The organism is Actinomadura luteofluorescens, assembly GCF_013409365.1.
Lineage (GTDB): Bacteria > Actinomycetota > Actinomycetes > Streptosporangiales > Streptosporangiaceae > Spirillospora > Spirillospora luteofluorescens.
This window is the reverse complement of sequence record NZ_JACCBA010000001.1, coordinates 7,502,319-7,526,533: the sequence shown is the minus strand read 5'-3', so window position 1 is coordinate 7,526,533 and position 24,215 is coordinate 7,502,319. Positions and strand designations below refer to the sequence as shown.

At 72.6% G+C, this 24,215-nt stretch carries 25 protein-coding genes; 13 read left to right on the top strand and 12 right to left on the bottom strand.

The genetic code is table 11. The features are described from left to right. Positions 1-75 precede the first annotated feature (75 nt). Complete coding sequence (locus tag BJY14_RS34965) at positions 76-810, bottom strand: class I SAM-dependent methyltransferase (RefSeq protein WP_179847507.1); 735 nt, start codon at positions 808-810, stop codon at positions 76-78. Between the two features lie 146 nt (positions 811-956). Here BJY14_RS34965 and BJY14_RS34960 point away from each other — a divergent pair, with 146 nt between their 5' ends. Both BJY14_RS34960 and BJY14_RS34955 read left to right on the top strand, forming a co-directional pair. Beyond that, a complete protein-coding gene (locus BJY14_RS34960; RefSeq protein ID WP_179847506.1) occupies positions 957-1,550 on the top strand; it encodes a hypothetical protein in 594 nt (197 codons plus the stop codon). Positions 1,551-1,593: 43 nt separating this feature from the next. Further along, the gene (locus BJY14_RS34955; protein WP_179847505.1) at positions 1,594-2,355 is read left to right on the top strand and encodes an immunity 49 family protein; all 762 of its coding nucleotides are present in this window, start codon (positions 1,594-1,596) and stop codon (positions 2,353-2,355) included. A 5-nt stretch (positions 2,356-2,360) separates the two neighbouring features. Here BJY14_RS34955 and BJY14_RS46850 read toward each other — a convergent pair whose 3' ends face one another. Continuing rightward, positions 2,361-2,486: a hypothetical protein gene (locus BJY14_RS46850; RefSeq protein WP_281382160.1), complete on the bottom strand. Its 126-nt coding sequence runs from the start codon at positions 2,484-2,486 to the stop codon at positions 2,361-2,363. Between the two features lie 405 nt (positions 2,487-2,891). Here BJY14_RS46850 and BJY14_RS34945 point away from each other — a divergent pair, with 405 nt between their 5' ends. Further along, entirely contained in the window at positions 2,892-3,692 is an 801-nt protein-coding gene (locus tag BJY14_RS34945) for an SAM-dependent methyltransferase (RefSeq protein WP_246396220.1), read from the top strand. 4 nt (positions 3,693-3,696) lie between these two features. Here BJY14_RS34945 and BJY14_RS34940 read toward each other — a convergent pair whose 3' ends face one another. Further along, positions 3,697-5,304 (bottom strand): ABC-F family ATP-binding cassette domain-containing protein, encoded by a 1,608-nt coding sequence (locus tag BJY14_RS34940; protein ID WP_179847503.1) that lies wholly within the window; start codon positions 5,302-5,304, stop codon positions 3,697-3,699. A 331-nt stretch (positions 5,305-5,635) separates the two neighbouring features. Beyond that, a complete protein-coding gene (locus BJY14_RS34935) occupies positions 5,636-6,409 on the bottom strand; it encodes a GAF and ANTAR domain-containing protein (RefSeq protein WP_179847502.1) in 774 nt (257 codons plus the stop codon). A 239-nt stretch (positions 6,410-6,648) separates the two neighbouring features. On the opposite strand from BJY14_RS34935, the gene BJY14_RS34930 reads away from it, so the two are divergent. Both BJY14_RS34930 and BJY14_RS34925 read left to right on the top strand, forming a co-directional pair. Next, positions 6,649-7,029: an STAS domain-containing protein gene (locus tag BJY14_RS34930; RefSeq protein ID WP_179847501.1), complete on the top strand. Its 381-nt coding sequence runs from the start codon at positions 6,649-6,651 to the stop codon at positions 7,027-7,029. A 52-nt stretch (positions 7,030-7,081) separates the two neighbouring features. Beyond that, complete coding sequence (locus BJY14_RS34925) at positions 7,082-7,894, top strand: SigB/SigF/SigG family RNA polymerase sigma factor (protein ID WP_179847500.1); 813 nt, start codon at positions 7,082-7,084, stop codon at positions 7,892-7,894. 5 nt (positions 7,895-7,899) lie between these two features. On the opposite strand, the gene BJY14_RS34920 is transcribed toward BJY14_RS34925, so the two are convergent. Then, a complete protein-coding gene (locus tag BJY14_RS34920) occupies positions 7,900-8,667 on the bottom strand; it encodes an SDR family oxidoreductase (protein WP_179847499.1) in 768 nt (255 codons plus the stop codon). A gap of 178 nt (positions 8,668-8,845) precedes the next feature. Here BJY14_RS34920 and BJY14_RS34915 point away from each other — a divergent pair, with 178 nt between their 5' ends. Further along, positions 8,846-9,748, top strand: a complete 903-nt coding sequence (locus tag BJY14_RS34915) for an RNA polymerase sigma-70 factor (RefSeq protein WP_179847498.1) — start codon at positions 8,846-8,848, stop codon at positions 9,746-9,748. A gap of 21 nt (positions 9,749-9,769) precedes the next feature. On the opposite strand, the gene BJY14_RS34910 is transcribed toward BJY14_RS34915, so the two are convergent. Together BJY14_RS34910 and BJY14_RS34905 are read right to left on the bottom strand one after the other, a co-directional pair. Then, positions 9,770-10,282, bottom strand: coding sequence for an HAD domain-containing protein (locus BJY14_RS34910; RefSeq protein WP_179847497.1), 513 nt, complete (start codon positions 10,280-10,282; stop codon positions 9,770-9,772). Next, entirely contained in the window at positions 10,279-10,860 is a 582-nt protein-coding gene (locus BJY14_RS34905; RefSeq protein WP_179847496.1) for a TetR/AcrR family transcriptional regulator, read from the bottom strand. The genes BJY14_RS34910 and BJY14_RS34905 overlap by 4 nt, the downstream gene beginning before the upstream one ends. A 78-nt stretch (positions 10,861-10,938) precedes the next feature. Between BJY14_RS34905 and BJY14_RS34900 the strand changes: the two genes are divergently transcribed. Further along, complete coding sequence (locus BJY14_RS34900) at positions 10,939-11,349, top strand: organic hydroperoxide resistance protein (protein WP_179847495.1); 411 nt, start codon at positions 10,939-10,941, stop codon at positions 11,347-11,349. Positions 11,350-11,418: 69 nt separating this feature from the next. Here BJY14_RS34900 and BJY14_RS34895 read toward each other — a convergent pair whose 3' ends face one another. Next, complete coding sequence (locus BJY14_RS34895) at positions 11,419-12,213, bottom strand: SAM-dependent methyltransferase (RefSeq protein WP_179847494.1); 795 nt, start codon at positions 12,211-12,213, stop codon at positions 11,419-11,421. Positions 12,214-12,305: 92 nt separating this feature from the next. On the opposite strand from BJY14_RS34895, the gene BJY14_RS34890 reads away from it, so the two are divergent. The 4 genes from BJY14_RS34890 to glgX all read left to right on the top strand — a co-directional run bounded on the left by BJY14_RS34890 (position 12,306) and on the right by glgX (position 16,623). Further along, on the top strand, positions 12,306-13,157 hold the full coding sequence (locus BJY14_RS34890) for a hypothetical protein (RefSeq protein WP_179847493.1): 852 nt from the start codon (positions 12,306-12,308) through the stop codon (positions 13,155-13,157). Between the two features lie 54 nt (positions 13,158-13,211). After that, positions 13,212-13,787 (top strand): DUF4262 domain-containing protein, encoded by a 576-nt coding sequence (locus BJY14_RS34885; RefSeq protein WP_179847492.1) that lies wholly within the window; start codon positions 13,212-13,214, stop codon positions 13,785-13,787. Positions 13,788-13,833: 46 nt separating this feature from the next. After that, entirely contained in the window at positions 13,834-14,421 is a 588-nt protein-coding gene (locus BJY14_RS34880) for a GNAT family N-acetyltransferase (RefSeq protein ID WP_179847491.1), read from the top strand. 93 nt (positions 14,422-14,514) lie between these two features. Further along, on the top strand, positions 14,515-16,623 hold the full coding sequence (glgX, locus tag BJY14_RS34875) for a glycogen debranching protein GlgX (protein WP_179847490.1): 2,109 nt from the start codon (positions 14,515-14,517) through the stop codon (positions 16,621-16,623). 10 nt (positions 16,624-16,633) lie between these two features. Here glgX and BJY14_RS34870 read toward each other — a convergent pair whose 3' ends face one another. Beyond that, complete coding sequence (locus BJY14_RS34870; RefSeq protein ID WP_179847489.1) at positions 16,634-17,035, bottom strand: hypothetical protein; 402 nt, start codon at positions 17,033-17,035, stop codon at positions 16,634-16,636. A 175-nt stretch (positions 17,036-17,210) separates the two neighbouring features. After that, positions 17,211-17,912: a dihydrofolate reductase family protein gene (locus BJY14_RS34865; RefSeq protein ID WP_179847488.1), complete on the bottom strand. Its 702-nt coding sequence runs from the start codon at positions 17,910-17,912 to the stop codon at positions 17,211-17,213. A gap of 64 nt (positions 17,913-17,976) precedes the next feature. On the opposite strand from BJY14_RS34865, the gene BJY14_RS34860 reads away from it, so the two are divergent. Then, positions 17,977-19,068: an ATP-dependent DNA ligase gene (locus BJY14_RS34860; protein WP_179847487.1), complete on the top strand. Its 1,092-nt coding sequence runs from the start codon at positions 17,977-17,979 to the stop codon at positions 19,066-19,068. A gap of 78 nt (positions 19,069-19,146) precedes the next feature. Here the strand turns inward: BJY14_RS34860 and BJY14_RS34855 are convergent, their stop codons facing one another. Next, positions 19,147-20,838, bottom strand: a complete 1,692-nt coding sequence (locus BJY14_RS34855) for an alkaline phosphatase D family protein (protein WP_179847486.1) — start codon at positions 20,836-20,838, stop codon at positions 19,147-19,149. 220 nt (positions 20,839-21,058) lie between these two features. Here BJY14_RS34855 and BJY14_RS34850 point away from each other — a divergent pair, with 220 nt between their 5' ends. Then, complete coding sequence (locus tag BJY14_RS34850; RefSeq protein ID WP_179847485.1) at positions 21,059-23,470, top strand: HelD family protein; 2,412 nt, start codon at positions 21,059-21,061, stop codon at positions 23,468-23,470. Here BJY14_RS34850 and BJY14_RS34845 read toward each other — a convergent pair. Continuing rightward, on the bottom strand, positions 23,453-24,160 hold the full coding sequence (locus tag BJY14_RS34845; protein WP_179847484.1) for a FadR/GntR family transcriptional regulator: 708 nt from the start codon (positions 24,158-24,160) through the stop codon (positions 23,453-23,455). The two genes, BJY14_RS34850 and BJY14_RS34845, sit on opposite strands and share 18 nt — an antisense overlap. Positions 24,161-24,215 lie beyond the last annotated feature (55 nt).

The following is a 24,215-nucleotide window of genomic DNA, read 5'->3' as shown; positions in this document are numbered from 1 at the left end:
GGTCAATGTCCTGAGGTGAGACATTAATCGGCCTCACGACACCGCGATGACGGTGGAGGTGGGCCCGCCGATTGTTCAGGGGGTGGCTGGTTTGCGGGCGGTGAGCAGGCGGGTCGGGACCCATGGGCTGCCCCACCACGCGCGCCAGCCGAGGCCGCGCACGTGGATGTCCTGGGCGTCCAGCCGGGTCAGCACCGCTGCGTACTCGCGGGGGGTCCGCGCCAGGTCGGCGATCAGCAGGCGGCCGCCCGGCCGCAGCACCCGGTACGCCTCGGCGATCGCCTGGGCGCGGGCGTCCGCGCCGAAGATGGTGTGCACCGTCAGGCTGGACACGACCAGGTCGAAGCTCGCCTCCGCGTACGGGAGCCTGCGCAGGTCGCCCCCCTGCACGTGGACGCGGTCGGCGACGCCTTCGGCGCGGGCGTTGCGCAGGGTCGCCGCCGGGGTGTTGCCGGACTGGTCCCGTCCGCGCCACAGGTCCACGCCGACCGCCCGGCCCTGCGGGAGGTGCCGGGCGGCGGCCAACAGGACGGCGCCGCGTCCGCAGCCGAGGTCGAGCAGCCGTTCGTCGCCACGCAGGTCCAACTCGTCCAGCACGTCCCGCCAGACCAGGAACTTGCCGCGCAGCGTGACGTGCAGGCTCAGGGCCAGGCATCCCGCCAGCAGGGTGCCGGAGACCAGCGCGGGCAGCGCGGCGGCCAGATCGGCGGTGACCGCCATCACCAGCCCGGTCCCCCAGAAACCCAGCACGACCAAGCCCACGAAGCCGAACCCGTAGGGCGCGTCCATCCCGTACCGAGCACCAGGCATCCCGCCACTCTGCCACGAACCGGCCACCCGGGGGCCGTCTACGACGCACTGGTCCACCACCGACTGTTGGCGACATATGGCGAACAGGACTGATCGCTCACTATCGGCGCTTTAGGCTCGCTCCGGACGGAGACGGGGTGTCGGGCATGAGGATCGAGCGGCATCAAATCGGCGCGAAACGGCTGCGCGAGGCGACCGAGGACTACGCCGGAGCCCGGTCGGTGGAGGACCCGCGGATCGACCGGGACGCCTGGATGGCGCTCCGCTCGGCCGCCGAAGCGCATCTGGGCGCCCTGGAACTGGCCGATCCGGCGGGCCCGCCGGTGAGCGTCATGATCCCCTACACCCGCACCGGCGTCTCCTACGAACCGGCGCCGGAGGACGACGGGTCTCCGCGCGGCGTGTTCGAGAGGGACTGGCAGGAGGCGCTGTACCTGTGCGTCCTGGTGGGCGACCCGCGAAAGTGCTGGGTGACGTTCGAACGCACGGCCGGGGACGCCTTTTCTCCCTTCAGCCGGGCCCTGAGCGACCTGGTCTTCGGCGACGGCGGGCGCGCCGGCGACCTCATCGGGACGCCCGGCACCGACGCGGAGCGGGCCCTGCACGCCCTGGCCACGGGCGACCAGGACGCCTTCTGGACGGCGATCGCGGCCGTGCTCGCCCAACCGCGGGGCGAGGACCCGCGTCCCCGCACCCTGCTGCCGCCGGCACCGCTCGCGCTCACCGCCATCGTTCGATGACCATTCCGAGGCGCTCGCCTACCACGACGCCGAGACGCCGGAGATGGTCGAGAACGCTTGGACCCCGCCGGCGTCGAGGAAGAGGATCCCCCACTCCCTGGCCTGGGACGGCTGGAAACAGGTCCTCCGGTTCCAGTTCCGCGCCGAATCCGATCCGCAAGGGCGCGACCCGCGTTCTCGGGAGGCGCTGGAGTTGGCGTCGGAGTTCTACGCCGCGGCGTTCCGGACGGCGACGGCGCCCGGCGAAACGGTGGAGATCACCATCGGCGGCCGTACCGCGCCCATGACCACCTCCTCCATCGAGCCCGAAGACCTGTCCAACTACGAATGGCACCACGCGATCGCGCTCGCGTTGATCACCGGCTCGGAGGAACGGCGCGGCCTCCTGCTGGGCATCGACCCCGACGCCCTGGCATCGGAATGGTGCGCGCCCGCCCACCACGCCTTCCATGTCGCGCTCCGCGCCTACCTGAGGGACGAGCCCGCCCGTCCTGCCATGGACCGGGCGCTGGCCGCCGTCCGGAACGCCGCGGCCGCCCAGCCGAGCACCCTGTGGCCGTTCACCGTCCTGCTGTCACAACTCGTGGCCGGAGACCGGGACGGGTTCGTGGCGGCACTGGTCGACGCCCTGGAGGAGTTCCGCGAGCACTACACCGCCGGCGACGAGCAGGACAGCGTCAGCAAGCAGGTCCCCATCGACATCCTCGCGCTGACCTGCCACGCGCACCGTGAACTCGGCTGGGAGATCCCCGTGGTCTCCGGCTACCTACCCGCCGCGATCGTGAGCATGGAACACGAGATCTGAAGCCTTTACCGTCGCTTCTTCAGCAGCATCACGATGTCGTCGCTGGCGGCGGCCAGCATCGAGCCGTCCCGGCTGTACGTCAACTCGGTGACGTCGGGCGAATCCTTTTCATCGCCCTGGCGATTGCCCACATCAAGCAGGCATCCAAACCGCAGCACGGAAAGCCACAGGAGAATACGGCAACGCCTTGTGGCTCTGTTCAGACAATGCGGAGGAGAACTACGCCAGATCATCGACGAAGTGCCGGGGCGAATCCGGGGCGGCGAGCCCCGCCGACGCCCGCGGCCGCGATCGCGATGCCCGGTAGCGGTTCCAGACCGGCCCCGCCGTCCACCGGCAGGCGCCGGCGCCGGCGGACCTGATCGTCCAGGGACGGGGCGCCGGGGTGCTGCGCACCGGCCAGCGTTGCCGCCTCCGCGGCTCGGGGCCGGCCCCTGCGCTTCGCGGAAAGCCCGTTGGTACGGGGTTTTTCGCATTTTGCTCGGCTCCGTGAAGCTACGATGCGGGGCAAGTTCTCCTGAGCCTTGAGGATGCACATGGCCGAGTCGTCCCCGCAGATCCCCACCGGCGTTCCGACCGCGGCACGCGTCTACGACGTGATGCTCGGCGGCAAGGACAACTACGAGGTGGACCGGGCCGTGGCCGAGGCCAGCCTCTCGATCATGCCGGAGCTGCGGGCCATCGCCCTGCACAACCGCGCGATGCTGCACCGCGTCGTCCGCCATCTCGCCGCCGAGGAGGGGATCACCCAGTTCCTCGACCTGGGATCGGGGCTGCCGACCGTCCGCAACACCCACGAGGTCGCCCAGGAGGTCAACCCGCAGGCCCACGTGGTGTACGTCGACATCGATCCGATCGTGCTGGCGCACGGGCGGGCGATCCTGGCGGACAACGCCAACACCACCGTGGTGACCGCGGACATCCGGCGGCCCGAAGACCTTCTCGGCCGGCCGGACGTCCGCGCGCTGATCGACTTCGACCGGCCCGTCTGCGTGATGCTCGTCGGGATCCTGCACCACCTCGCCGACGACGAGAAGCCCGGCCGGATCGTCCAGGTGCTGCGGGACGCGATGCCCAGCGGCTCCTTCTTCTTCATCACCAACTTCACCCGGCTGGGCGACGCCCCCGAGTCCGTCGCGCTGGAGAAGCAGCTCCTGGAGCAGCTCGGCAGCGGCCGCGTCCGCACCCCCGCCGAGCTGGCCGCCTTCTTCGACGGCCTCGAGATCCTGTCGCCCGGCCTCGTCCCGCTCCCGCTGTGGCGTCCCGACGAGCCCGTCCTGGACGCCAGCACCATCGACGTCCGCTTCATGACGGGCGGCGTCGGCCGCAAGCCCTGATCTCTCAGAGGCCGAGGTCCCGCCGCTGGTGCATCCGTCCGTCGCCGTCGAGTTCGACGATGGTGTCGACGCCGATCCTTTCGAGGAAGGCGTGATCGTGGCTGACGATGAGGAGTGCTCCCCGGTACGCGTCGAGCGCTTCGGCGAGCTGCTCGACGCTTGCGATGTCGAGGTTGTTCGTGGGCTCGTCCAGGATCAGCAGCTGAGCGGGCGGCTCCGCGAGGAGGAGGCGGGCCAGAGAGACGCGGAATCGTTCTCCGCCTGAGAGCGTGCTGACCGGGCGGTCCACGCTGTCACCGCGCAGTAGCAGCCGGGCGAGCTGGTTGCGGATCGTGCCGGGCGGTGTTCCCGGGGCGACGGCCTGGACGTTGGTCATCGCGCTGGCGTCGTCGTCCATCCCGTCGAGGCTCTGCGGAAGGTAGCCGACGAGCTCGGTGCTCAGGCTGCCGCGCGGACGTCCCGGGACCGGTTCGGCGGCGTGGACGAGCTGCGCGATCAGAGTCGACTTCCCGGTGCCGTTCGCGCCGATGAGCGCCACCCGTTCCGGGCCCTGGATCACCACGGTCCGGTTCTGGTCCACCAGTTCGGCGATGCGCCGCCCGCGGGGAACGCCCGGATCGGGGAGGACGAGGTGGATGTGCTCCTCGTCGCGGACGCGCTCGTCCGCCGCGTCGACGGCGGCCTGGGCGGCCTGCACCTTGTGGTCGAGCGTGGACCGCATCGATCCCGCGGACGCCTGCGCCTTGCTGGCCCGGTTGCCGGCGAGGATCTTCGGGATCCCGCCGTCCTTCTGCGTCTTCCTCGCGGTGCGCTCGCGGCGCGCGAGCTTCGTCTCGGCCTCGGCGCGCTGGCGTTTCTCGACCTTGAGCGCCTGCTGGGCCGAGCGGGCCGCCTGTACCGCGGCCGCCTGCTCGTTCTCCCGGTGCTCCTTCCACGCGCTGTACGGGCCGCCGAAGGTGTCGAGCCCCCCTGCGAAGAGTTCGGCGGTGTGGTCCATGCGCTCCAGCAGTTCGAGGTCGTGGCTCACGACGACGAGCGTCCCGGGCCACTGGTCGGTGAGCTCGGCCAGCCGGGCGCGGGCCGGGCGGTCGAGGTTGTTGGTGGGTTCGTCGAGCAGCGTGATCGGGGTGCGCCGGACGCGCAGCCCGGTGATCGCGATCAGCATCGCCTCACCGCCGGACACCTCGGCCACGCGGCGGCCGAGGTCGCCCGCGGAGAAGCCGATCTGGTGCAGCGCCTCGTCGGCGCGGGACTCGATGTCCCAGTCGTCGCCGATCGCGTCGAAGTGGCGCTGGTCGACGTCGCCGGACTCGACGGCCTTCATCGCCGCGAGGACGCCGTGGATGCCGAGCAGTTCGGAGACCGTGGTGTCCCGCCTCAGAGTGAGGGACTGCGGCAGGTACCCGACCTCGCCCGTGGTGTCGATCTGCCCCGACGTCGGGCGCAGTTCACCCGCGATGAGCTTGAGCAGGGTCGACTTGCCGACGCCGTTGCGGCCGATCAGGCCCGTCCGGCCGGTGCCGAACGTGTCGCTGACACCGTCGAGCGCGACGGAGCCGTCGGGCCACTCGAAGGTCAGGTCGCGGAGCGTGATGGCGGAATTGGTAGACATGGCGATATTTCTCTTTCTCCCGTCAACCGTCGGCAGACGTGACAGGAATCAGTTCTGTGCCGGAAGGGCGGCCCCGGAAGACGCCCCGCGGGCGCGTGCGGCGCCGCTGGCGCGCGAATGCTTCGACGGGGCCGGTGCAGTGTGAACGTGCCGGCGAGATTCACACGGCGGTGTCAACACCCAGGACAGGCGGACGTGCACGCGTGCGTTGAGAAATACCGTTCACTCGCGCAGGAGTCGCTGCGCGGGAAAGCCACCGGCAGTTCGGTGGCTAGGCTCTGTCCACCTCGATCAATTCCACGCCCTGATCCTAACAGCCACGCCCTCACCGTCAGAGGTCGTCGGCGGCCTCGGGGGCGGACACGATGCCCTCCGCCAGGCTGCCGAGCCTGACGTTGAGGTTCTGCGACGTGCGGGACAGCAGCTCGAACGCCTTGCCGGCGTCGAGACCGCGGCGGGCCATCAGGATGCCGGTGGCCTGGCCGATCACCGTCCGGGTGTCGAGCGCCTTGCGCAGGTTCACCATCTGGTTCTCGGCGTCGGCCATCTCGCGCGCGCCGTCGGCGGCCGTCCTGACGGCGGCCATGGCGAGGGAGGCGTGCGTGGCGAGCAGCAGAGCGGTGTCGCGGGCGACGTCGTCCAGGCTCCCGGGCGCCCGGGAGTACACGTTGAGCGCGCCCACGGCCTCGTCCGACTCGGTCGGCAGCAGCAGGGCGGTGGCCAGGACGGACGCGTAGCCGTACGAGGCGGCGGCCGGGCCGAACCGCGGCCAGGCGGGCTCGGCCGACAGGTCGCCGCTGCACGCGAACGCGGCGCCGGCGGGGTCCGCGGCGGTCACGCACGGACCCTCCCCCAGCCGGTACTGGAGCCGGTCCAGATCGACCGCCTCCGGGTCGCTGTAGAACGGCGTCCCCAGCTCGCCGGTCCGCTCCCGCAGCGTGATGCTGGCCATGTCGGCGTCGGGGATCAGCACGCGGGCGGCCAGGAGGATGCGGCGCAGGACGCCGTCGACCGTCTCCGCGTCCAGCAGCGAACGGGTCAGCTCCACCATGTGGCCCGCGGAGTCCGGGGAACGGTCCGAACCGGAGACGAGCCGCTCGTTCACCCGGGTTCTCCAACGTCTCGAGGCGGAGGTGGCCGCGACCGCCCCCGGCCGGGAGCCGCCGCACTCGCATGCTATGCCGTCCGGTCCGCCCTCGGCTGATCCCGCGTCGGCGGGCGCCGCCCGCCGCCGACCGGTTTGAGGTCGGCTCGCGAGGGAAGCCTGACCCGAAGACTCGTTCCAGGTTCTTCGGGGTCCAACAGCGCGGCCCGCTTCACTACGACTCTCTCGGTGAGGTGGCCATGCGCACACCCTTCACGACCCCCAGCGGTATCTCGGTGAAGTTCAGCCCGCGTCAGACGGTCCTGCGCCTGCCGGCCGTCTTCGGCCTCGCGAACTACGACGACCTGCGCGACTGCTCGCGGCGGCTGCTGGACGACGGCACCCCCGCCATGGTCCTCGACCTGACCGGCTGCGAGTACTGCGACCCCAGCACCATGGAGGCGATCCTGCGCCTCCACATCCACGTTTCCGAAGTGGACACGCCCCTGTCCCTGCGGCTCCCGGCGTCCGGGACGGTGCCGCGCGTGTGCGCCACCACGGGTGTGAGCCGCGTCGTCCCCGTGGAGGAAACCGGGGCCGACGGCCCTCCAACGCATCTCCACGGGCGGTTCCGGCGCTGAGCCCCGGGCCGCCGCACGACCTCCGCACCTCCACGCCCAGAAGGGAGCCCCTGTGACACATGCCGAGGCACCGGTGAGGGACGGCGGCCGAGCCGCCCCCCGCGAGGACGACCCGCCCCCCGCCGAGGCGCTGCTGGACGAGATGAACCGCCCCGGGACCGCGCCCGGGCGCCGCAACCGGCTGCGAGCCGCGCTCGTCGAGACGCACGCCTCCATGGTCGAGTCGATCGCGCGGCGCTACGCGCACCGCGGCGAACCCCTGGAGGACATCCGGCAGGTCGCCTACCTCGGCCTGGTGACGGCGATCAACCGCTTCGACCCCGATCGCGGCGACAGCTTCCACGCCTACGCCTACCCCGTCATCCTCGGCGAGGTGCGGCGGCACTTCCGGGACAGGACCTGGGGCATCCGCGTCTCGCGCCGCATCCAGGAGCTGCGCCCCCGCCTCGTGCACGCCACCCAGGAGTTCTCGCAGGAGAACGGCCGCTCCCCCACGCCCCGCGAGCTCGCCGACATCCTCGGCCTGGGCCTGGAGGAGGTCACCGAGGCCATCATCGCGTGGGACTCCTACAACACCCTGTCCCTGGACGCGCCCGCCGAAGGGACCGCCGAGACCGACACCGACCTCATCGTCGACCACCTCGGCGCCGAAGACCCGGACCTGCACCACGTGGTGGAGCGCAAGACCCTCTGGTCCCTGCTCAGCGAACTGCCCGAGCGACAGCGCACCATCGTCCTGCTGCGCTTCTTCGGCAACCAGACGCAGACGCAGATCGCCGAGCAGTTCGGCATCTCGCAGATGCACGTCTCGCGCCTGCTCAGCAAGTCCCTGCTCCAGCTACGCCACGGCATGCTGCCCGCCTGAGCGGCCTACCAGGGCAGCGGGCCCTCCTCGCTGAAGAAGCCGGCGGTCGGCCCGTCCTCGCCGAGCGTGGCCAGGCGCACCACCACGGCGGCGGCCTGCGCGGGGGTGAGGTGCCCGGTGTGGGCGTTGCTGTCGGTGTCGACGAAGCCGGGGGCGACGGCGTTGACGAGGACGCCGTCCTTCCGCAGCTCGTTGGCGTACTGGACGGTCAACGCGTTGAGCGCCGCCTTGGACGGCGTGTACGCCGCCGACGGCAGCAGCGCCGCGAAGGGGCCGTCCGGGTCGCTGGTGAGGGTCAGGGACCCGGCGTGGCTGCTGACGTTGACGATGCGCGCCGCCGGCGACCGCCGCAGCAGCGGCAGCATGGCGTTGGTCACCGCGATCACGCCGAAGACGTTGGTCGCGAACACCGCCCGGACCATCTCCAGGTCGACGGAACTGGGGATCTGGTCGACGGCGTCCATGGGCGCCACCTGTCCCGAACCGGTGATGCCCGCGTTGTTGACCAGGACGTCGAGGCGTCCGTGGCTCTCCTCGACCCGCTTCGCGGCCTCCTGGACGGTGGCCGGGTCGGTGACGTCCAGGACGAGCGCGTGCACGTCGCCGCCCGCCTCGCGCAGCGCCGCGGCGGTCTCCTCACCGCGCCGCCCGTCCCGCGCACCGATCAGGACCGTCATGCCCCGCCCGGCGAGTTCCTCGGCGACCGCCCGTCCGATCCCCTTGTTCGCCCCGGTGACCATCGCGACCGTCCGGCGTCCGGCGTCCTCGTTCATATCCAGCTCCTCGTCTCGTGGCCCGCGCGGCTCTCCACGCGGCTCTGGACACGAGATGACGGCGCCCCCTCACCCGTGACAGCGTGCGTGTGTGACGTGCGCCACTGGTCCTGGATGTCACAGCCGGGCGGAGTCCGGCGTCCTGTGCACGGCACGAAACACGCAACGGGAGAGGGCCATGGACGGACGATCGAAGGGCACGGCCGACGGCCGCGTGGACGCCGCCACCGAGGCGTTCGTCGCCCACCGCAACCTGCTGTTCACCGTCGCCTACGAGATGCTCGGCTCGGCCGCCGACGCCGAGGACGTCCTGCAGGAGACCTGGCTGCGGTGGACGGGCGTCGACCTCGCCTCGGTGCGGGATCCCCGCGCCTACCTGGTGCGGACCACCACCCGGCAGGCGCTCACCCGGCTGCGCACGCTGCGCCGGCGCAAGGAGTCCTATGTCGGGCCCTGGCTGCCGGAGCCGCTGCTGACCGCGCCCGACGTGGCGGAGGACGTCGAGCTGGCCGAAAGCCTCTCGATGGCGATGCTGCTGGTGCTGGAGACGCTCGCCCCGACCGAGCGGGCGGTGTTCGTGCTGCGCGAGGTGTTCGACCTCGACTACGAAGAGATCGCCCAGGCCGTCGGCAAGAACCCCGACGCGGTCCGCCAGATCGCCCACCGGGCCCGCAAGCACGTCGCCGCGCGCCGGCCCCGCGACACCGCCTCCCCGTCCGACACCCGGGCCGCTCTGCACGCCTTCCAGCGGGCGGTCGAGACCGGCGACCTGCAGAACCTGCTCGACGTCCTCGCGCCTGACGTCGTCCTGCTGACCGACGGCGGCGGCGTCGTCCGGGCCGCGCTGGCGCCCGTCGTGGGGGCCGGCAAGGTGGCCGGCGTGCTCGCCAGGATCTCCGGCGCGGTCTCGCTGCTGCCGACGCACGTCAACGGCCATCCCGCGCTGGTCCTCGGCCGCGCCGGCGAGATCGACACCGTCCTCGCGACCCGCATCGACGACGGCCGCGTCACCGGCCTCTACGCCGTCCGCAACCCCGAGAAGCTCTCCCGCATGACGGAGGAGATCGTCCTCCACCGCTGACCGGCGCCTCCGGGCCCGCGTTCAGGCGACGGCGCGCAACCACTCCCCCAGCACCCGGTAGTCGGCGTCGGTGATCCCTTCACCCGGGTCGACCCGATGCGCGAGCGCCGGTGCCGGATGCCGCGCGGCGACGAAGGCGCGGTCCCGGTCGGTGATCTCGTCGTCGAGCCAGGCGAAGGGACGCCCCGCCGCCCATGCGACCAGGGTTCGCGTCTTCCAGTGCAGGCCGCGCCGCTGGTCCCGCTCTTCTGCGTCAGGGTCGTCCGGCCAGGTCACCGTCGCCAGCCGCGGCAGCCCCAGGAGCGGGGCGACGCACTCGTTCGCGTCGTCCATCCAGGTGGTGGCCCACACCAGTTCGCAGGGCAGCGCCGTGAGCCTGGGTCCGTGCCCGGGATCGACCCGGGCCAGCAGCGGGTTCGCCTCGACGTGCGGTGACGAGACCGGCCGGTACGTCGGATGCTCGCGCGGCCCGAAGGGGATGAGCGGCCCGTCGACGTCGAGGAAGAGCAGCGGCCGCCGCGGGGCAGCGGTCACCGGCGGGCGGGCTCGTCCAGGACCCTGGTGATGGCCTCGTCGACCGCGGCGCGGACCGCGGCCGGGTCGTCGAGGTCGAAGCCGACGGCGAGGCCGTCTCTGAGGAGCATGAGGATGTGGGCGGTGCGGTCGGGGTCGGGGTGGCCGTCGGCGGCCAGCAGGTCGCGGAACAGGCCACGGCACCACTGCCGGTGCTCGTCGACCGCCCGGCGCACCGGGTGGGCGGGGTCGGGGTATTCGGCGGCGGCGTTGATGAACGGGCAGCCGCGGTAGCCGGGGTCGGAGCCGAAGGTGCACATCCGCTCGAACGCCGTGAGGAGCGCCTCGCGGGGCGTCGCGGACTCGGGCACGTCGGCGATGCCGCGCTGCCGCAGGCTCTGCTCGGTGACGTAGGCGCGGACGAGGTCGTCCTTGCTCGGGAAGTGGTGGTAGAAGGTCGCCTTCGCCACCCCGGCCTCGGCGATGATCCGGTCGATGCCCACGGCGTGCACGCCCTCGGCGTAGAACAGGCGCGTCGCGGTGTCGAAGACGCGGGACCAGGCCGCGCTCCGGCGGGGCGCCGGGGATCTCGTGGTCACGCCTTGACGCTACCAGACAGACCGGTCTAGTCTCCTGAATCAGACAGATCTGTCTGTCTACTTGCGAAGGGACGGCCCATGCCGCACTACACGACCACCGCCACCTCCACCGGGCGCGACGGGCGCGCGTTCACCACCGACGGGCGGCTGGACCTCAAGATGGCCCTGCAGAAGGAGCTCGGGGGCGACGGCGACGGGACGAATCCCGAGCAGCTGTTCGCGGCCGGCTACGCCTCGTGCTTCGCCAGCGCCATGCAGCTCGTGGCGCGGAAGCAGAAGATCGACGTGTCCGGCATGTCGGTGACCGCGGAGGTCGGCCTCAGCCCGAACGGCTCGGGTGGCTTCCAGCTCGACGTCAAGCTGCGGGCGGAGCTTCCCGACGCCCTCAGCGCGGAGACCAAGCAGCGGCTCATCGAGACCACCCACCAGGTGTGCCCCTACTCCAACGCCACCCGCGGCAACATCCCGGTGGAGCTGACCGCTGTCTGACGGATCGTCCGGCCGGACGAGGCCGTCGGCCGGTTCTGGCCGACGGCCTCGTCCGGCCGCGTGTCCTCCTCAGGGCTTGCGGGCGACTCCGCAGAGGGTCGAGGTGCTCGGTGTCTCGCCGAACGGGCTCGGCTCGGGGCGCCACTTCTCGCACGCCACCACGCCGGGCTCGACCAGCTCGAAGCCGTCGAAGTACCCGGCGATCTGCTCGGGGCGGCGCAGCCGGTACGGGACGGCGCCGGTGTCGTCGTACTCCTGCTGCGCCTTGTTGTGGGCCTCGTCGGTGTCGGTGTCGTCGTACAGGGCGAGGTGGCTGCCGGACGGCAGGCCGCCCATCAGCGTCCGGATGATGTGCAGGATCTCGTCATAGGAGTCGACGTGCCCGAGGACGCCCATCAGCATCAGGGCGATCGGGCGGTCGAAGTCGAGCCTGCCCCGGGCGATCCGGAGGATCTGCTCGGGGTCCCGCATGTCGGACTCGATGTAGCTGGTCTCGCCCTCGGGACGGCTCGTCAGCAGGGCGTGCGCGTGGGACAGCACGAGCGGGTCGTTGTCGACGTACACGATGCGCGCCTCGGGCGCGACGCGCTGCGCCACCTCGTGGGTGTTGTCGACGGTGGGCAGCCCGGTGCCGACGTCCAGGAACTGGCGGACCCCCGCCTCCCCCGCCAGGTACCGGACGGCGCGGGCCAGGAAGTGCCGGCCGGTCCGCGCGATGTCCACGATCCCGGGATAGATGCTGACGTACTGGTCACCGGCCTCGCGGTCGACCGGGTAGTTGTCCTTGCCGCCGAGCCAGTAGTTCCATATCCGCGCGGAGTGCGGAACGGAGGTGTCGATCGCGTTGACCGGGTCGTCGGCCATGGTCTTCTCCCTACTGTGCTCCACGGGTGGTCGCGCATAAAATAGATCATTCTTCTGGCGCCGCGACACCGACCGACGAAGCGAGGCCCTGGGTGTGTTTTCGGCGGCTTGCCGCGGTCGCGATAAGCCTGATATCGCTCGCCCTGCTCGCCGGCTGCGGCGGGGCACCGCCGCGGCAGCAGCGGGCGCGGGTCGAGGTCGTCCTCCTGGCCGGCGGCGGCGCCCGCGTCGACCTGTACGCGGCGGGACGGCTCCGGTCGGACGCCGACGTGCGGGCTCTCGCACGGCGGATCGCCGGGGCGCTGTTCCCGGGCGCCGAGGGCATCCGCGTCCGCACGGGAAAGGACCGCGGGGCGCCGTTCGCCCGCGCCGAGATCGACCGCGCGTACCGGACGGGACGCAGGCCGTTCCTGCGAATCGACACTTCGGGCGCGGCGCGCGAACTCGCCGCGCGGGGTTTCGACGACACGGCCATGAAATTGCGGCTTCCGCCGGTACCCGCAACGGTGCGTCCTGACATATCCGGAAATCAACTCTGGCACCTGCGCGAGGGCGATCCGGCGCCCGTCATCGGGATCGGCATGAGGCCGGAACCGGCCCGCTGGGCCGGCGTGATGGCGCTGCCCCTGCTGGGGGCGCTGGGCGTGGCGCTGGCCTTCTTCGTCCGGCGCCGCGCGCTGGCGGCGCCGGCGGCCGGGCTCGCCGTCGCCGCCGCCCTCCTGGCGCTTCCGCTGGGCGCGGGACGCCACGGCGCCGACCTCGGCGTCGCAGGCCTGCTCGGCGGGACGGCCCTGGACGTGGCGTCCGCCGCGCCGCTCACGGCACTGCCCCTCGGCATGCCCGCCGCCATGCTGCTCGGCGCCATGACCGTCCGGAGCCTGCGCGGCCCCGCCGTCCGGAACGGGAACGAGGCGCCACCGCGCGACACCGGCGTGTTCTGGTGAGCTTGCGCGTCACCGCATGCTCGCCCAGGGTCCATTGATCGTAAACTGAGGGTCATGTCCGGCGATCGCCCCTCATGCACCTGCGTGATGTGCCGTGACTACGGCGACCGCGACCGCCTGGACAACTTCCAGCTCCGCACGATCGTGCACATCACCCAGTACGGGTGGAGCGTCGTCCTCGTCCAGCCGGACGAGGACGGGCCCGGCTGGGCGTACACGGTCGGCCTGTGGCACAGCCACGGCGCCCCCGAACTCGCGCTGTTCGGAGGGGACGTGTACGAGACGGAAGAGGTCCTCAACATGCTCGGCCGCGAGACCGCCGAGGGCCGCGGCCCCGCGGACGGCGAACGCCGCGACGGCGTCGTGCGGGGGCAGCAGGCCGCCTTCCGGGACGTCGACCCGCACTGGTTCGACGGGCTGTTCGGCGGCGCCGTGGCGTTCTACCGGCGCCCGCCGCTGCCGATCCTGCAGGTCGTCTGGCCCAACGGGGACGGCCTGTTCCCGTGGCAGCCCGGCACCGACCTGCCGTTCCGGCACTCCCAGCCGTGGCTGTGGCTCCACCCGCGGCAGCACCCGGCCGGCGCCTGGACGCGGCGGCTGTCCGACCAGCGGTCCGAGTGGCGGCTCTGACGGCCGCCGCACGGGCCGCCGGCCCGCGAGAGCGTACGATCGGCGGGTGTACGGGCCGATCGCCGACACCATCCGCACCCAGCGCCTCGTCCTTGAGCCGCTGGCGGTCCACCACGCGGACGAGATGGCCCCCGTCCTGGACGATCCGCGCCTGCACCGCTACATCGGCGGCGAGCCCCTCACGCGCGAGGAACTGCGCGCCCGCTACGCGCACCTGGTCGCGGGCCCGGCGCCCTACCACCAGGAGTACTGGCTGAACTGGATCGTCCGCCGCGCCCGGGACGGCCAGGCCGTCGGCTACGTGCAGGCGACGGTCGCCCCGGCGCCGCCGGGCTTCGCCGTGACGCCCGCCGCGGCCGGGTCGACGGTCACGCCGGGCCCGCCGCGGCTCGTCGCGTCGGTCGCGTGGGTGGTCGGCATGCCCTACCAGGGCTTCGGCTTCGCGACCGAGGCCGCCCGCGCGCTGCTGGACTGGCTCGGGGCGCACGGCGTGCGCGACGTCGTCGCGACCGTCCACCCGGGCAACCTCGCGTCCGCGGCCGTCGCGTCCAGGATCGGGCTGCGCCGCACCGGCGAGACCCGCGACGAGGAAGTGGTCTGGCGCCTCCCCCGCGGCGCCGCCGCGGCGGAATGACACGCGTGTGGTGAAAGGCCGCGGCGCGCGGGGAAGGGTGCGGGTAGGCCACAATCGACGGGCCAGGACGAACCGGCCGAGGGGTGGGGGAGCATGCGGGAGGTGTGGCCCGGGGACCCCTATCCGCTGGGCGCCACGTGGGACGGCACGGGCACGAACTTCGCGCTGTTCTCGGAGGTGGCCCGGCGGGTCGAGCTGTGCCTGTTCGACGCCGAGGGGCGCGAGACGCGGCGGGACCTGCCCGAGGTGGACGGGTTCGTCTGGCACGGCTACCTGCCCGGCATCGGGCCCGGCCAGCGCTACGGGTACCGGGTGCACGGGCCGTTCGACCCCCGCGAGGGGCACCGCTGCAACCCGGCCAAGCTGCTGCTCGACCCGTACGGCAAGGCCGTCGCGGGCGCCACGCGGCGCGAGCTGATCCGCTGGCACGAGGCGCTGTTCTCCTACCGGTTCGCCGACCCCGACGCGCTCAACGAGGACGACAGCGCCCCGTACATGCCGAAGAACGTGGTGGTCAACCCGTTCTTCGACTGGGGCGACGACCGGTCGCCGCGCGTCCCCTACCACGAGAGCGTCATCTACGAGGCGCACGTGAAGGGCCTGACGAAGCTGCACCCGGCCGTCCCGGAGGAGCAGCGCGGGACCTACGCGGGCCTCGCGCACCCGGTGATGATCGACCACCTCCTCGACCTCGGGGTGACGGCGGTCGAGCTGATGCCGGTGCACCAGTCGGTCCCCGAGCACGCCCTGGTGGCGCGGGGGCTGGACAACTACTGGGGCTACAACACGATCGGGTTCTTCGCGCCGCACAACTCCTACAGCTCCTCCGGGCAGTCCGGCGAGCAGGTGCTGGAGTTCAAGGCGATGGTCCGCGCCCTGCACGAGGCGGGCATCGAGGTCATCCTGGACGTCGTCTACAACCACACGGCGGAGGGCGACCACCTCGGCCCGACGCTGTCGTTCCGGGGCATCGACAACGCCTCGTACTACCGGCTGCGCGACGACGACAAGCGCTACCACCTCGACTACACCGGCTGCGGCAACTCGCTGAACGTCCGGAACCCGCACGCGCTGCAGCTCATCATGGACTCGCTGCGCTACTGGATCCTGGACATGCACGTCGACGGGTTCCGCTTCGACCTCGCCTCGGCGCTGGCCCGCGAGCTGCACGACGTCGACCGGCTGGCCGCGTTCTTCGACCTCGTCCAGCAGGACCCCGTCGTGTCCCAGGTGAAGCTGATCGCCGAGCCGTGGGACGTGGGCGAGGGCGGCTACCAGGTCGGCAACTTCCCGCCGCTGTGGACGGAGTGGAACGGCAAGTATCGCGACACCGTCCGCGACTTCTGGCGCGGCTCGTACGCGACCATGCCGGAGTTCGCGTCGCGGCTGACCGGCTCCTCCGACCTGTACGAGCACAGCGCGCGCCGCCCGTTCGCGTCCATCAACTTCGTGACGTGCCACGACGGGTTCACGCTCACCGACCTGGTGTCCTACGACCACAAGCACAACGAGGCCAACGGCGAGGACAACCGGGACGGCACCGACGACAACCGGTCGTGGAACTGCGGCGAGGAGGGCCCCTCCCGCGACCCCGGGGTGCTCGAACTGCGGGCCCGGCAGCGCCGCAACTTCCTCGCGACGCTGTTCCTGTCGCAGGGGGTGCCGATGCTGTCCCACGGCGACGAGATCGGCCGCACGCAGGAGGGCAACAACAACGCCTACTGCCAGGACAACGGGATCGCCTGGGTCCACTGGGAGGACTCGGGCGACATGGAGTTCATCCGGCTCCTGTCGCGGCTGCGCCACGACCACCCGGTGTTCCGGCGCCGGCGCTTCTTCACCGGGACGGGCCGTGGCGCCGCCGCCGACATCGCCTGGCTGACCCCGGCCGGCGAGAGCATGACCGACCAGGACTGGAACGTCGGCTTCGCCAAGTCCCTCGGCGTGTTCCTCAACGGCGACGCCATCACCGAGCCCGACCCGCGCGGCCGCCGCGTCCGGGACGACTCGTTCCTCCTGCTGGTCAACGCCGGGTCGGAGCCGGTCGAGTTCACGCTGCCCGGCGCCGAGTACGGCGAGCGCTGGGAGTTCGCCCTCGACACCGCCGAGCCGGGCACGGTCGGCGACCGTCCCCGGCTCAAGGCCCGCGACGTCGTGCCGGTCGGGGACCGCGCGCTGCTCGTCCTGCGGCGCGGGGCGTGAGCCGCGGGGCTCACGCCCGGCCGACCTCCAGCGCGGTCAGGAAGACCAGGACGAACGTCGCGACCGCCACCGCGCCGTGGACGGCGACCGCCGCGGCCGGGAACGCCTGCTCCGCTCCCCTGGCGTGGCGGCCGCCGCGGCCGACGAGCCAGCGGGTGAACAGCAGCAGCCCCTGGAAGATGATGACGAGCAGGGCCGCGAAGGCGACCCAGGCGTAGGCGGCGTTCCCCGTGACGACGTAGACGATCCACACGGCCAGTCCCGCGACGGCCGAGAGCGGATGCCCCGCCACGACCAGGCGCGGGAACCGCGTCACCTTGGTCGAACGCCCCCCGTTGACCACCCACACGACCAGCAGGTACCCGCCCGCGACGGCGGCGATGATCCACGCGCCCAATGCGGCGTACTCCACCCCCGCTCCTTTCGTGAGATTCTCACCCGTCCCCCTGCCGCCTAGTGTCGCCTCCCAACGCTTCCGGCATGACGGATTCGTGCAGATTGGGGGACGGAACGTCACCGCCGGCGGGGTGCGGCCGAGGATTCCGGGAGCGCACCGGCGTCATGGCCGCCGGACGCCCGGCCCTGCGCTACGCCGGCAACCGGTAGCGGACGAACAGCACGCCCTCGTCCAGATAGAGGGCGGCCGGGTCGAGCGGCACCTCGGCGTCCAGGTCCTCCAGCAGGCGGGTGTGGCGCGCGCTTCCGAGGAGGGCGGGCGCGATGTTGAGGCACAGCTCGTCCACGAGGGACGCCTTGATGAGCGCGGTGGCCAGGGACGGGCCGCCCTCGCAGAGGAGATGCCCGTAGCCGAGGTCCTCGCGCAGGACCCTCACGGCCGCGGGGAGGTCGACGTCGTCTTCGCCCTCGGCGACCACCTGGAGGTGGCCCGGGACCTTGGCCCCGGCGTCGCGGGTCGTCACGACGATGGTGGGCGTCTCGGCCTCGGTGAAGAGCGGGAGCGTCCAGTCGAGGTCGAGGGAGCGGCTCACCACCACGATCGGCGCGGGCGGCCCGCCGCGACGCGCGCGGAGATCGCCGCTCAGGCGCGCCGGGCCGAGGCGGCCCGTGCGGACGGTCCCGGCGCCGACGAGGATCGCGCCGGCCAGGGCGCGCAGGGTCCGGAAGACGCGGAAGTCGGCGGCGCCGCCGAGGCCGTCGGTCCAGCCCTCGGCGTCGGTGACGGAGCCGTCCGCGCTCATGACCATGCCGAGCCGCAGGCGCGGCAGGTCACCGTAGGCGTCGTAGGGATCGACGCCGCCGGCGGCGGGCTCGGGCAGCAGACGGCGCATGACCTGCACATTATCGGACCCCCCGGGGGCTCTTTTGTCGGTGCCGGGGCGCAAGATGGGGGGCATGGACCTGCCGATCAGCCCGCCGCTGCCGCCGATGCTGGCCAAGGCGGTCAAGACCATGCCCAAGGGCGACCTGCTGTACGAGCCGAAGTGGGACGGGTTCCGCTGCATCGTCTTCCGCGACGGCGACGAGGTGGAGCTGTCCAGCCGCGGCGAGAAGCCGCTCACCCGCTACTTCCCCGAGCTGGTCGAGGCCGCGCGGCGCGAGCTGCCCGAGCGGTGCGTGGTGGACGGCGAGATCGTGCTGCCCCGGGGGACGCGCCTCGACTTCGACGCCCTCCAGCAGCGCATCCACCCGGCCGCGTCGCGGGTCAAGCTGCTGTCGGAGCAGACTCCGGCGTCGTTCGTGGCGTTCGACCTGCTCGCCCTCGGTGACGAGTCGCTGATGGAGGTGCCGCTCGGAGACCGGCGGCGGCGGCTCGTCGACACCCTGGCCGGTGTCAAGGCGCCGATCCACGTCACGCCCGCGTCCGACTCCTACGAGCTGGCGCTGCGCTGGTTCGACGAGTTCGAGGGCGCCGGGCTCGACGGCGTCATCGCCAAACCGCGCGACACCCCGTACGAGCCCGACAAGCGCGTCCTGTTCAAGGTCAAGCACGAGCGAACGGCCGACTGCGTGGTGGCGGGCTTCCGCTGGCACAAGTCGGGGCCCATCGTGGGGTCGCTGCTGCTCGGGCTCTACAACACCGAGGGCAACCTCCAGCACGTCGGCGTCGCGGCCTCGTTCACGATGAAGCGCCGCGCCGAGCTGGTCGAGGAGTTGCAGCCCTACCGGCTGGAGGATCTGTCCCAGCACCCGTGGGCCGAGTGGGCGAACCAGTCGGAGGCCACCGTCGACCGCATGCCCGGTGCGATCTCCCGCTGGACCGGCAAGAAGGACCTCAGCTGGGTGCCGCTGCGCCCCGATCTGGTGGTGGAGGTGGCCTACGAGGCGATGGAGGGCGACCGGTTCCGGCACACGGCCCGGTTCCGGAACTGGCGCCCCGACCGGACGCCCGGCTCCTGCACCTACGCCCAGCTGGAGGTGCCGGTGGCCTACGACCTCGACGACATCTTCGGGGGCCCGGCGACGAACCCGCGCGTGGACCGCTGAGGGCGGGCGGCCCGGCGCCGGTCATCGTCCGGCGCCGGGCCCCGGCCGGGACGCCCCGCGCGTCCCGGCCGCCCGTGCTCAGGGCTGGGTCTCGTTGCGGACGGTCTGCCTGATCAGTTCCTGGTCGGGCTGCGCCGCCGCCTTCGCCGAGACATAGGGACGCAGGTAGGCCTGCTGGACGCCGGGGACGCGGTCCTCGATGACGAACGTCGCCTTGGTGGAGATGTCGGCGCCCGGGGTCCGGACGGTCGGCAGGGTCCTGAAGTCGGCCCTCATCTCCTCCTTGCCGATCGTCGTCAGCACGTAGCCGCGCTGGTTGTTGTAGAAGCGCAGATGCGGGTTGATCTTGAGGAAGGGCTGGTCGGCGGGGTCGGAGTCCTTGCCGTCGCCGGTGCTGGTGATCGAGGAGCACACCAGTTCCGAGCCGACCGTCCTGGAGTCCGGGTCGTCGTAGTCGGCCTTCAGGTCGCTCGCCCAGTGGGCGTGGACGTCGCCGGTGAGGACGACCGGGTTGCGGACCTTCGCGTCCAGCCAGCCCTTGGTGATCCGGTCGCGGGAGGCGGCATAGCCGTCCCAGGCGTCCATCGAGGTCTTCTTGACGGGCCCGGCGGTGTTGTCGCGCTGGGCGAAGAACACCTGCTGGCCGAGGACGTCCCACCGGGCGGTGGAGCGGCGGAAGCCGTCGAGCAGCCACTTCTCCTGCTCGTTGCCGGTGATGGAGCGCTTCGGGTCGGTGGCGGCGGGGCAGTCCTTGTAGCCGTCGCCGCAGCCCTGGTCGTCGCGGAACTGGCGGGTGTCGAGCATGTGGAAGCTGGCCAGCCGGCCCCACCGCACCCGCCGGTAGACCTGCATGTCGGGGCCCGCGGGGATGGACCGGCGGCGCAGCGGCATGTTCTCGTAGTAGGCCTGGAACGCGGCGGCGCGCCGGGCGCGGAAGTCGTCGTAGGAGGGCGTGTCGGAGCCCTCCTCGGGGATGTAGCCGGCCCAGTTGTTCTCGACCTCGTGGTCGTCGAACACGACGAGCCAGGGGGCGGCCTCGTGCGCGGCCTGGAGGTCGCGGTCGGCCTTGTACTGGGCGTGCCGCAGCCGGTAGTCGGCCAGCCTGACCGTCTCGGGGCCCTCGTGGTCGCGGACGTTGCCGCCCGGGATCGTGTAGACGCCCTTCTTGTACTCGTACTGGTAGTCGCCCAGGTGCAGGACCAGGTCGGGGTGCTCCTCGGCCAGCCGCCGGTACGCGGTGAAGTAGCCGTGCTCGAACTGCGAGCACGACACGAAGGCCATGGCGAGCGCGGGGCCGAAGGTGGCGGGGTGGGGGGCGGTGCGCGTCCGCCCGACCGGGGAGACGTGGCCGTCCACGCGGAAGCGGTACCAGTAGTCGCGGCCGGGGCGCAGGCCGTTCAGCTCGACGTGGACGGAGTGGGCGGCGTCGGGACGGGCCGCGGCGGTGCCGCGCCGGTCGATGCGGCGGAACCGGGAGTCGGAGGAGACCTCCCAGCGGACGGGGACGGTCCGGGCGGGCATTCCGCCGAGGCCGTTCTCGGCGTGCGGGTCGAGGGCCAGGCGGGTCCAGAGGACGAACCCGTCGGGTTCGGGGTCGCCGGAGGCGACGCCGAGGGTGAACGGGTCGGAGGGCAGGGCGCGGCCGCGGGGGGCCGCGTGGGCGGTGCCGGGTGCGCCGGTCACGGCGACGGCGGTGAGGAGCCCGCTGGTGGCGAGCCCGCTGGTGGCGAGGAAGGCGCGCCGGTTCAGCGGGCGGGCGGAGTCGGCCATGGAGAGGTGACCTTTCGGAGGGGTCCGGCAGTGCTGCTCGCCGGACAGCCTCACGAAGATCGATGACCAGGGGGTTCCGCTCGGATGACGCCCGCCACAACAGAGACGATCTTTTGGGGGGCTCTAGAAGATCACACGATGCGCGGAAGGAGTGCTAGACTTCTGAGCTGCAAATGCGCATACAGATACTCCACCCTATGAATAGGAGTGTAGCCGAGGCATGGGACATCGTCAAGCGGGCGCTGTCAACCCCGGGCGGGAAGAGGGGGCGGCGCGAGCCGCCGTCGACGTCGAGCAGGAGTACGTGTCCCGCGTGTACGCACGGCTCGACACCGAGCGCGACAGTGCCGCGACCGCGCTGCGCGAGGGCCCGGCGGCGGGCGGCGGCGCCGCGTTCCAGGCGCGGGTCGAGAGCGCCATCGCCACCGACGAGGCGGCCCGGCGGCTGGTCCGGCTGAACGCCGTCGAGCACGGCCTGTGCTTCGGGCGCATCGACCACCGCGCCGACGCCGGCGGCTCCGGCGACACCTTCTACATCGGCCGCATCGGCCTGCGCGACGAGGACCACGAGCCCCTCCTCATCGACTGGCGCGCCGCCGCGGCCCGGCCCTTCTACACCGCGACGCCAGGAGCGCCCGGCACGCTCGCGCGCCGCCGCCACCTGCACCTGCGCCACCGCGAGGTCGCCCGCCTGGACGACGAGGTGTTCGACCTGGAGGGCCTGGAGGAGTCCGAGCGCGGCGGCGTCGTCGGCGAGGCGGCCCTGCTCGCCACCCTCCGCCGCGGCCGGACGGGCCGGATGAGCGACGTCGTCGCGACCATCCAGGAGGAGCAGGACCAGGTCATCCGCTCCGGCCTCCCGGGGGTGCTGGTCGTCCAGGGCGGTCCCGGCACCGGCAAGACGGTCGCCGCCCTGCACCGGGCCGCCTACCTCCTCTACACGCACCGCGACGTCCTGGAGCGGCGCGGCGTCCTGATCGTGGGGCCGAACGCCACGTTCCTGCGCTACATCGAGCAGGTGCTGCCCGGCCTGGGCGAGACCGACGTCGCGCTGGCCACGGTCGGCGAGCTGTACCCGGGGCTCAAGGCGACGTCGGCCGACAGGCCCGAGGCCGCCGTCGTCAAGGGCGGCCTGCGCATGGCCGGCGTCGTGGAGGCCGCCGTCCGCGACCGGCAGCGCGTCCCCGCAGGGGGGCTGCGCGTCGAGGCCGACGACCTCACGCTGAGCGTGGACGTGGCCAAGTGCGAGCAGATCCGTGAACGCGCCCGCGCCCTGCGCGCCCCGCACAACGTCCAGCGGCGCCGCTTCGTCCACGACATGCTGGAGGCCCTCGCGTTCGACCGGGCCGAGCAGTTCGACCGCATCATGGACGAGCCCCTCGAAGAGATGGCCAGGTCCGGCGGGCTGCCGGGCTGGCTCCAGGAGCTGATCGACGAGGCCGAGGACGAGCCCCTGCTGGACGAGACGGACCTCCGCCTGGCCAAGGAGGCCCTCTGGCAGCACCCGGCCGTCAGGTCCGCCCTCGACGGTCTCTGGCCCGAACTGACCCCCGAGTGGCTGCTCACCGACCTCTACGGCTCCGCCGAGGCGCTGGACCGCGTGGGAGCCGAGGCCGGCCTGTCCCCCGGCGAGCGGGAGCTCCTGCTCCGGCCGCCGGGCTCGCCGTGGACGGTCTCCGACGTCCCGCTGCTGGACGAGGCCGCCGAACTCCTCGGCAAGGACGACTCCGCCGACAAGGCCCGCGCGCGTGCGGCGCAGGCCGCGCTCGCCGAGGAGGAGCGCTACGCCCGCGAGGTCATGCAGACCACCGACGGCTCCGAGATGATCCTGGCGAGCGACCTGATCTCGGCGAGCGAGCTGGCCGAGCGCCACGCCGGCGGCGGTCCGCGCCTCACCACCGCCCAGCGCGCCATGGCCGACCGCGAATGGGCCTACGGCCACGTCATCGTGGACGAGGCGCAGGAGCTCTCGGAGATGGCGTGGCGGACCGTGATGCGCCGGGTCCCGACCCGCTCCCTCACGGTCGTCGGCGACATCGCCCAGACCGGCAGCGCCGCCGGGGCGGCGTCGTGGGGCCAGATGCTCGACCGCTACGTCCCGGGCCGGTGGCGCGAGCAGCGGCTCATGGTCAACTACCGCACCCCGGCCGCCATCATGAAGGTCGCCGCGGACGTCCTGGCCGCCGTCGCCCCGGACCAGACGCCGCCCGAACCCGTCCGCGACGACGGGCCGCCGCCGGTCGCGGTCGCGCTGCCGGTCGCCGAGCTGCCGTCCCTCGTCCGCTCGGAGCTGGTCCTGGTGACCGGCGGCGAGGACATCGGCGGCGCCTTCAAGGAGGGCCGCCTCGCCGTCATCGCCTCGGCGGGGCGCCACGCCGAGGTTCTGCGGGCCCTCCCGGACGCCGCCGTCGGCGCGACCCCCGAGGCCCTCGACTCGCCCGTGGTCGTCCTCACCGCCGAGGAGGCCAAGGGCCTGGAGTTCGACTCGGTCGTCGTCGTCGACCCGTCCGGGATCCTCGCCGAGTCGGCCAAGGGCGGCCAGGACCTCTACGTCGCCCTCACCAGGGCCACCCGCCGCCTGACCGTCGTCCACGACGGCGACCTGCCGCCGCTCCTATCGGCTCTGGAGTAGGCCGGCCAGGGTCCGGTCGAGCTCGGCCCTGACGGCCTCGCCCGCGGCCGCCGGGTCCCGGGCCCGGACGGCCTCGACCAGGGCGGCGTGGGCCGCCCGGCCGTGGGCGTCGTCGGAGGCGCGGACGTCCACCAGGGAGGCGAGGTCGAGGAGGCCGTCGCGCAGGACGGGGACGAACCCGGCGAACAGGTCGGCGAGGACCGGGTTGTGCGCGGCGGCGACGACGGCGGCGTGCAGGGCGATGTCGGCGTCGATGAACGCGTCGACGCCGGGGCCGGCGCCTTCGCCGGCCAGGGCCGCGTCGCGGTCGGCGAGCGCCCGGTCGAGGGCGGCCAGGTCGTCCGGCGTGCGGCGCTCGGCGGCCAGTTCGGCGGCGCGGACCTCCAGCATGGCGCGGATCTCGTAGACGTCGGCGACGGAGGCGCGGCGGAGCCGGGCGGGCCAGTCCTCGGCCGGCTCCGTCGCCATGACGAACACGCCCGCGCCCTGCCGGGCCTGCACGAGACCCGCCCCGGCCAGGGCGCGCAGAGCCTCGCGGACGGTCGAGCGGCCCACGCCCAGCTCCTTGGCGAGCGTCGTCTCGCCGGGCAGCCGCGTGCCGACCGGCCAGGCGCCGGCGGCGATCTGTTCGCGCAGGCGCTGCGCGGCCTGCTCGACGAGCGGGCTGGGACGGAGCGGGCCGAGCGGCATCGGGAGTCCTCCGGGGACGGCGGCGGGGACTCCAGGCTAGGCAGTGTTTCAGAGT

What these genes read in the sequence shown, in the direction of transcription:
- BJY14_RS34865 (WP_179847488.1), bottom strand. Translation starts at nt 17,912, where the DNA reads ATGCGCCGTCTGCTGCCCGAGCCCGCCGCCGGCGGCGTCGATCCCTAC.
- BJY14_RS34965 (WP_179847507.1), bottom strand. Translation starts at nt 810, where the DNA reads ATGCCTGGTGCTCGGTACGGGATGGACGCGCCCTACGGGTTCGGCTTC.
- BJY14_RS34945 (WP_246396220.1), top strand. Translation starts at nt 2,892, where the DNA reads ATGGCCGAGTCGTCCCCGCAGATCCCCACCGGCGTTCCGACCGCGGCA.
- BJY14_RS34895 (WP_179847494.1), bottom strand. Translation starts at nt 12,213, where the DNA reads ATGGCCGACGACCCGGTCAACGCGATCGACACCTCCGTTCCGCACTCC.
- BJY14_RS34920 (WP_179847499.1), bottom strand. Translation starts at nt 8,667, where the DNA reads ATGAACGAGGACGCCGGACGCCGGACGGTCGCGATGGTCACCGGGGCG.
- BJY14_RS34960 (WP_179847506.1), top strand. Translation starts at nt 957, where the DNA reads ATGAGGATCGAGCGGCATCAAATCGGCGCGAAACGGCTGCGCGAGGCG.
- BJY14_RS34850 (WP_179847485.1), top strand. Translation starts at nt 21,059, where the DNA reads ATGGGACATCGTCAAGCGGGCGCTGTCAACCCCGGGCGGGAAGAGGGG.
- glgX (WP_179847490.1), top strand. Translation starts at nt 14,515, where the DNA reads ATGCGGGAGGTGTGGCCCGGGGACCCCTATCCGCTGGGCGCCACGTGG.
- BJY14_RS34845 (WP_179847484.1), bottom strand. Translation starts at nt 24,160, where the DNA reads ATGCCGCTCGGCCCGCTCCGTCCCAGCCCGCTCGTCGAGCAGGCCGCG.
- BJY14_RS34900 (WP_179847495.1), top strand. Translation starts at nt 10,939, where the DNA reads ATGCCGCACTACACGACCACCGCCACCTCCACCGGGCGCGACGGGCGC.
- BJY14_RS34940 (WP_179847503.1), bottom strand. Translation starts at nt 5,304, where the DNA reads ATGTCTACCAATTCCGCCATCACGCTCCGCGACCTGACCTTCGAGTGG.
- BJY14_RS34915 (WP_179847498.1), top strand. Translation starts at nt 8,846, where the DNA reads ATGGACGGACGATCGAAGGGCACGGCCGACGGCCGCGTGGACGCCGCC.
- BJY14_RS34855 (WP_179847486.1), bottom strand. Translation starts at nt 20,838, where the DNA reads ATGGCCGACTCCGCCCGCCCGCTGAACCGGCGCGCCTTCCTCGCCACC.
- BJY14_RS34955 (WP_179847505.1), top strand. Translation starts at nt 1,594, where the DNA reads ATGGTCGAGAACGCTTGGACCCCGCCGGCGTCGAGGAAGAGGATCCCC.
- BJY14_RS34860 (WP_179847487.1), top strand. Translation starts at nt 17,977, where the DNA reads ATGGACCTGCCGATCAGCCCGCCGCTGCCGCCGATGCTGGCCAAGGCG.
- BJY14_RS34885 (WP_179847492.1), top strand. Translation starts at nt 13,212, where the DNA reads ATGTCCGGCGATCGCCCCTCATGCACCTGCGTGATGTGCCGTGACTAC.
- BJY14_RS34930 (WP_179847501.1), top strand. Translation starts at nt 6,649, where the DNA reads ATGCGCACACCCTTCACGACCCCCAGCGGTATCTCGGTGAAGTTCAGC.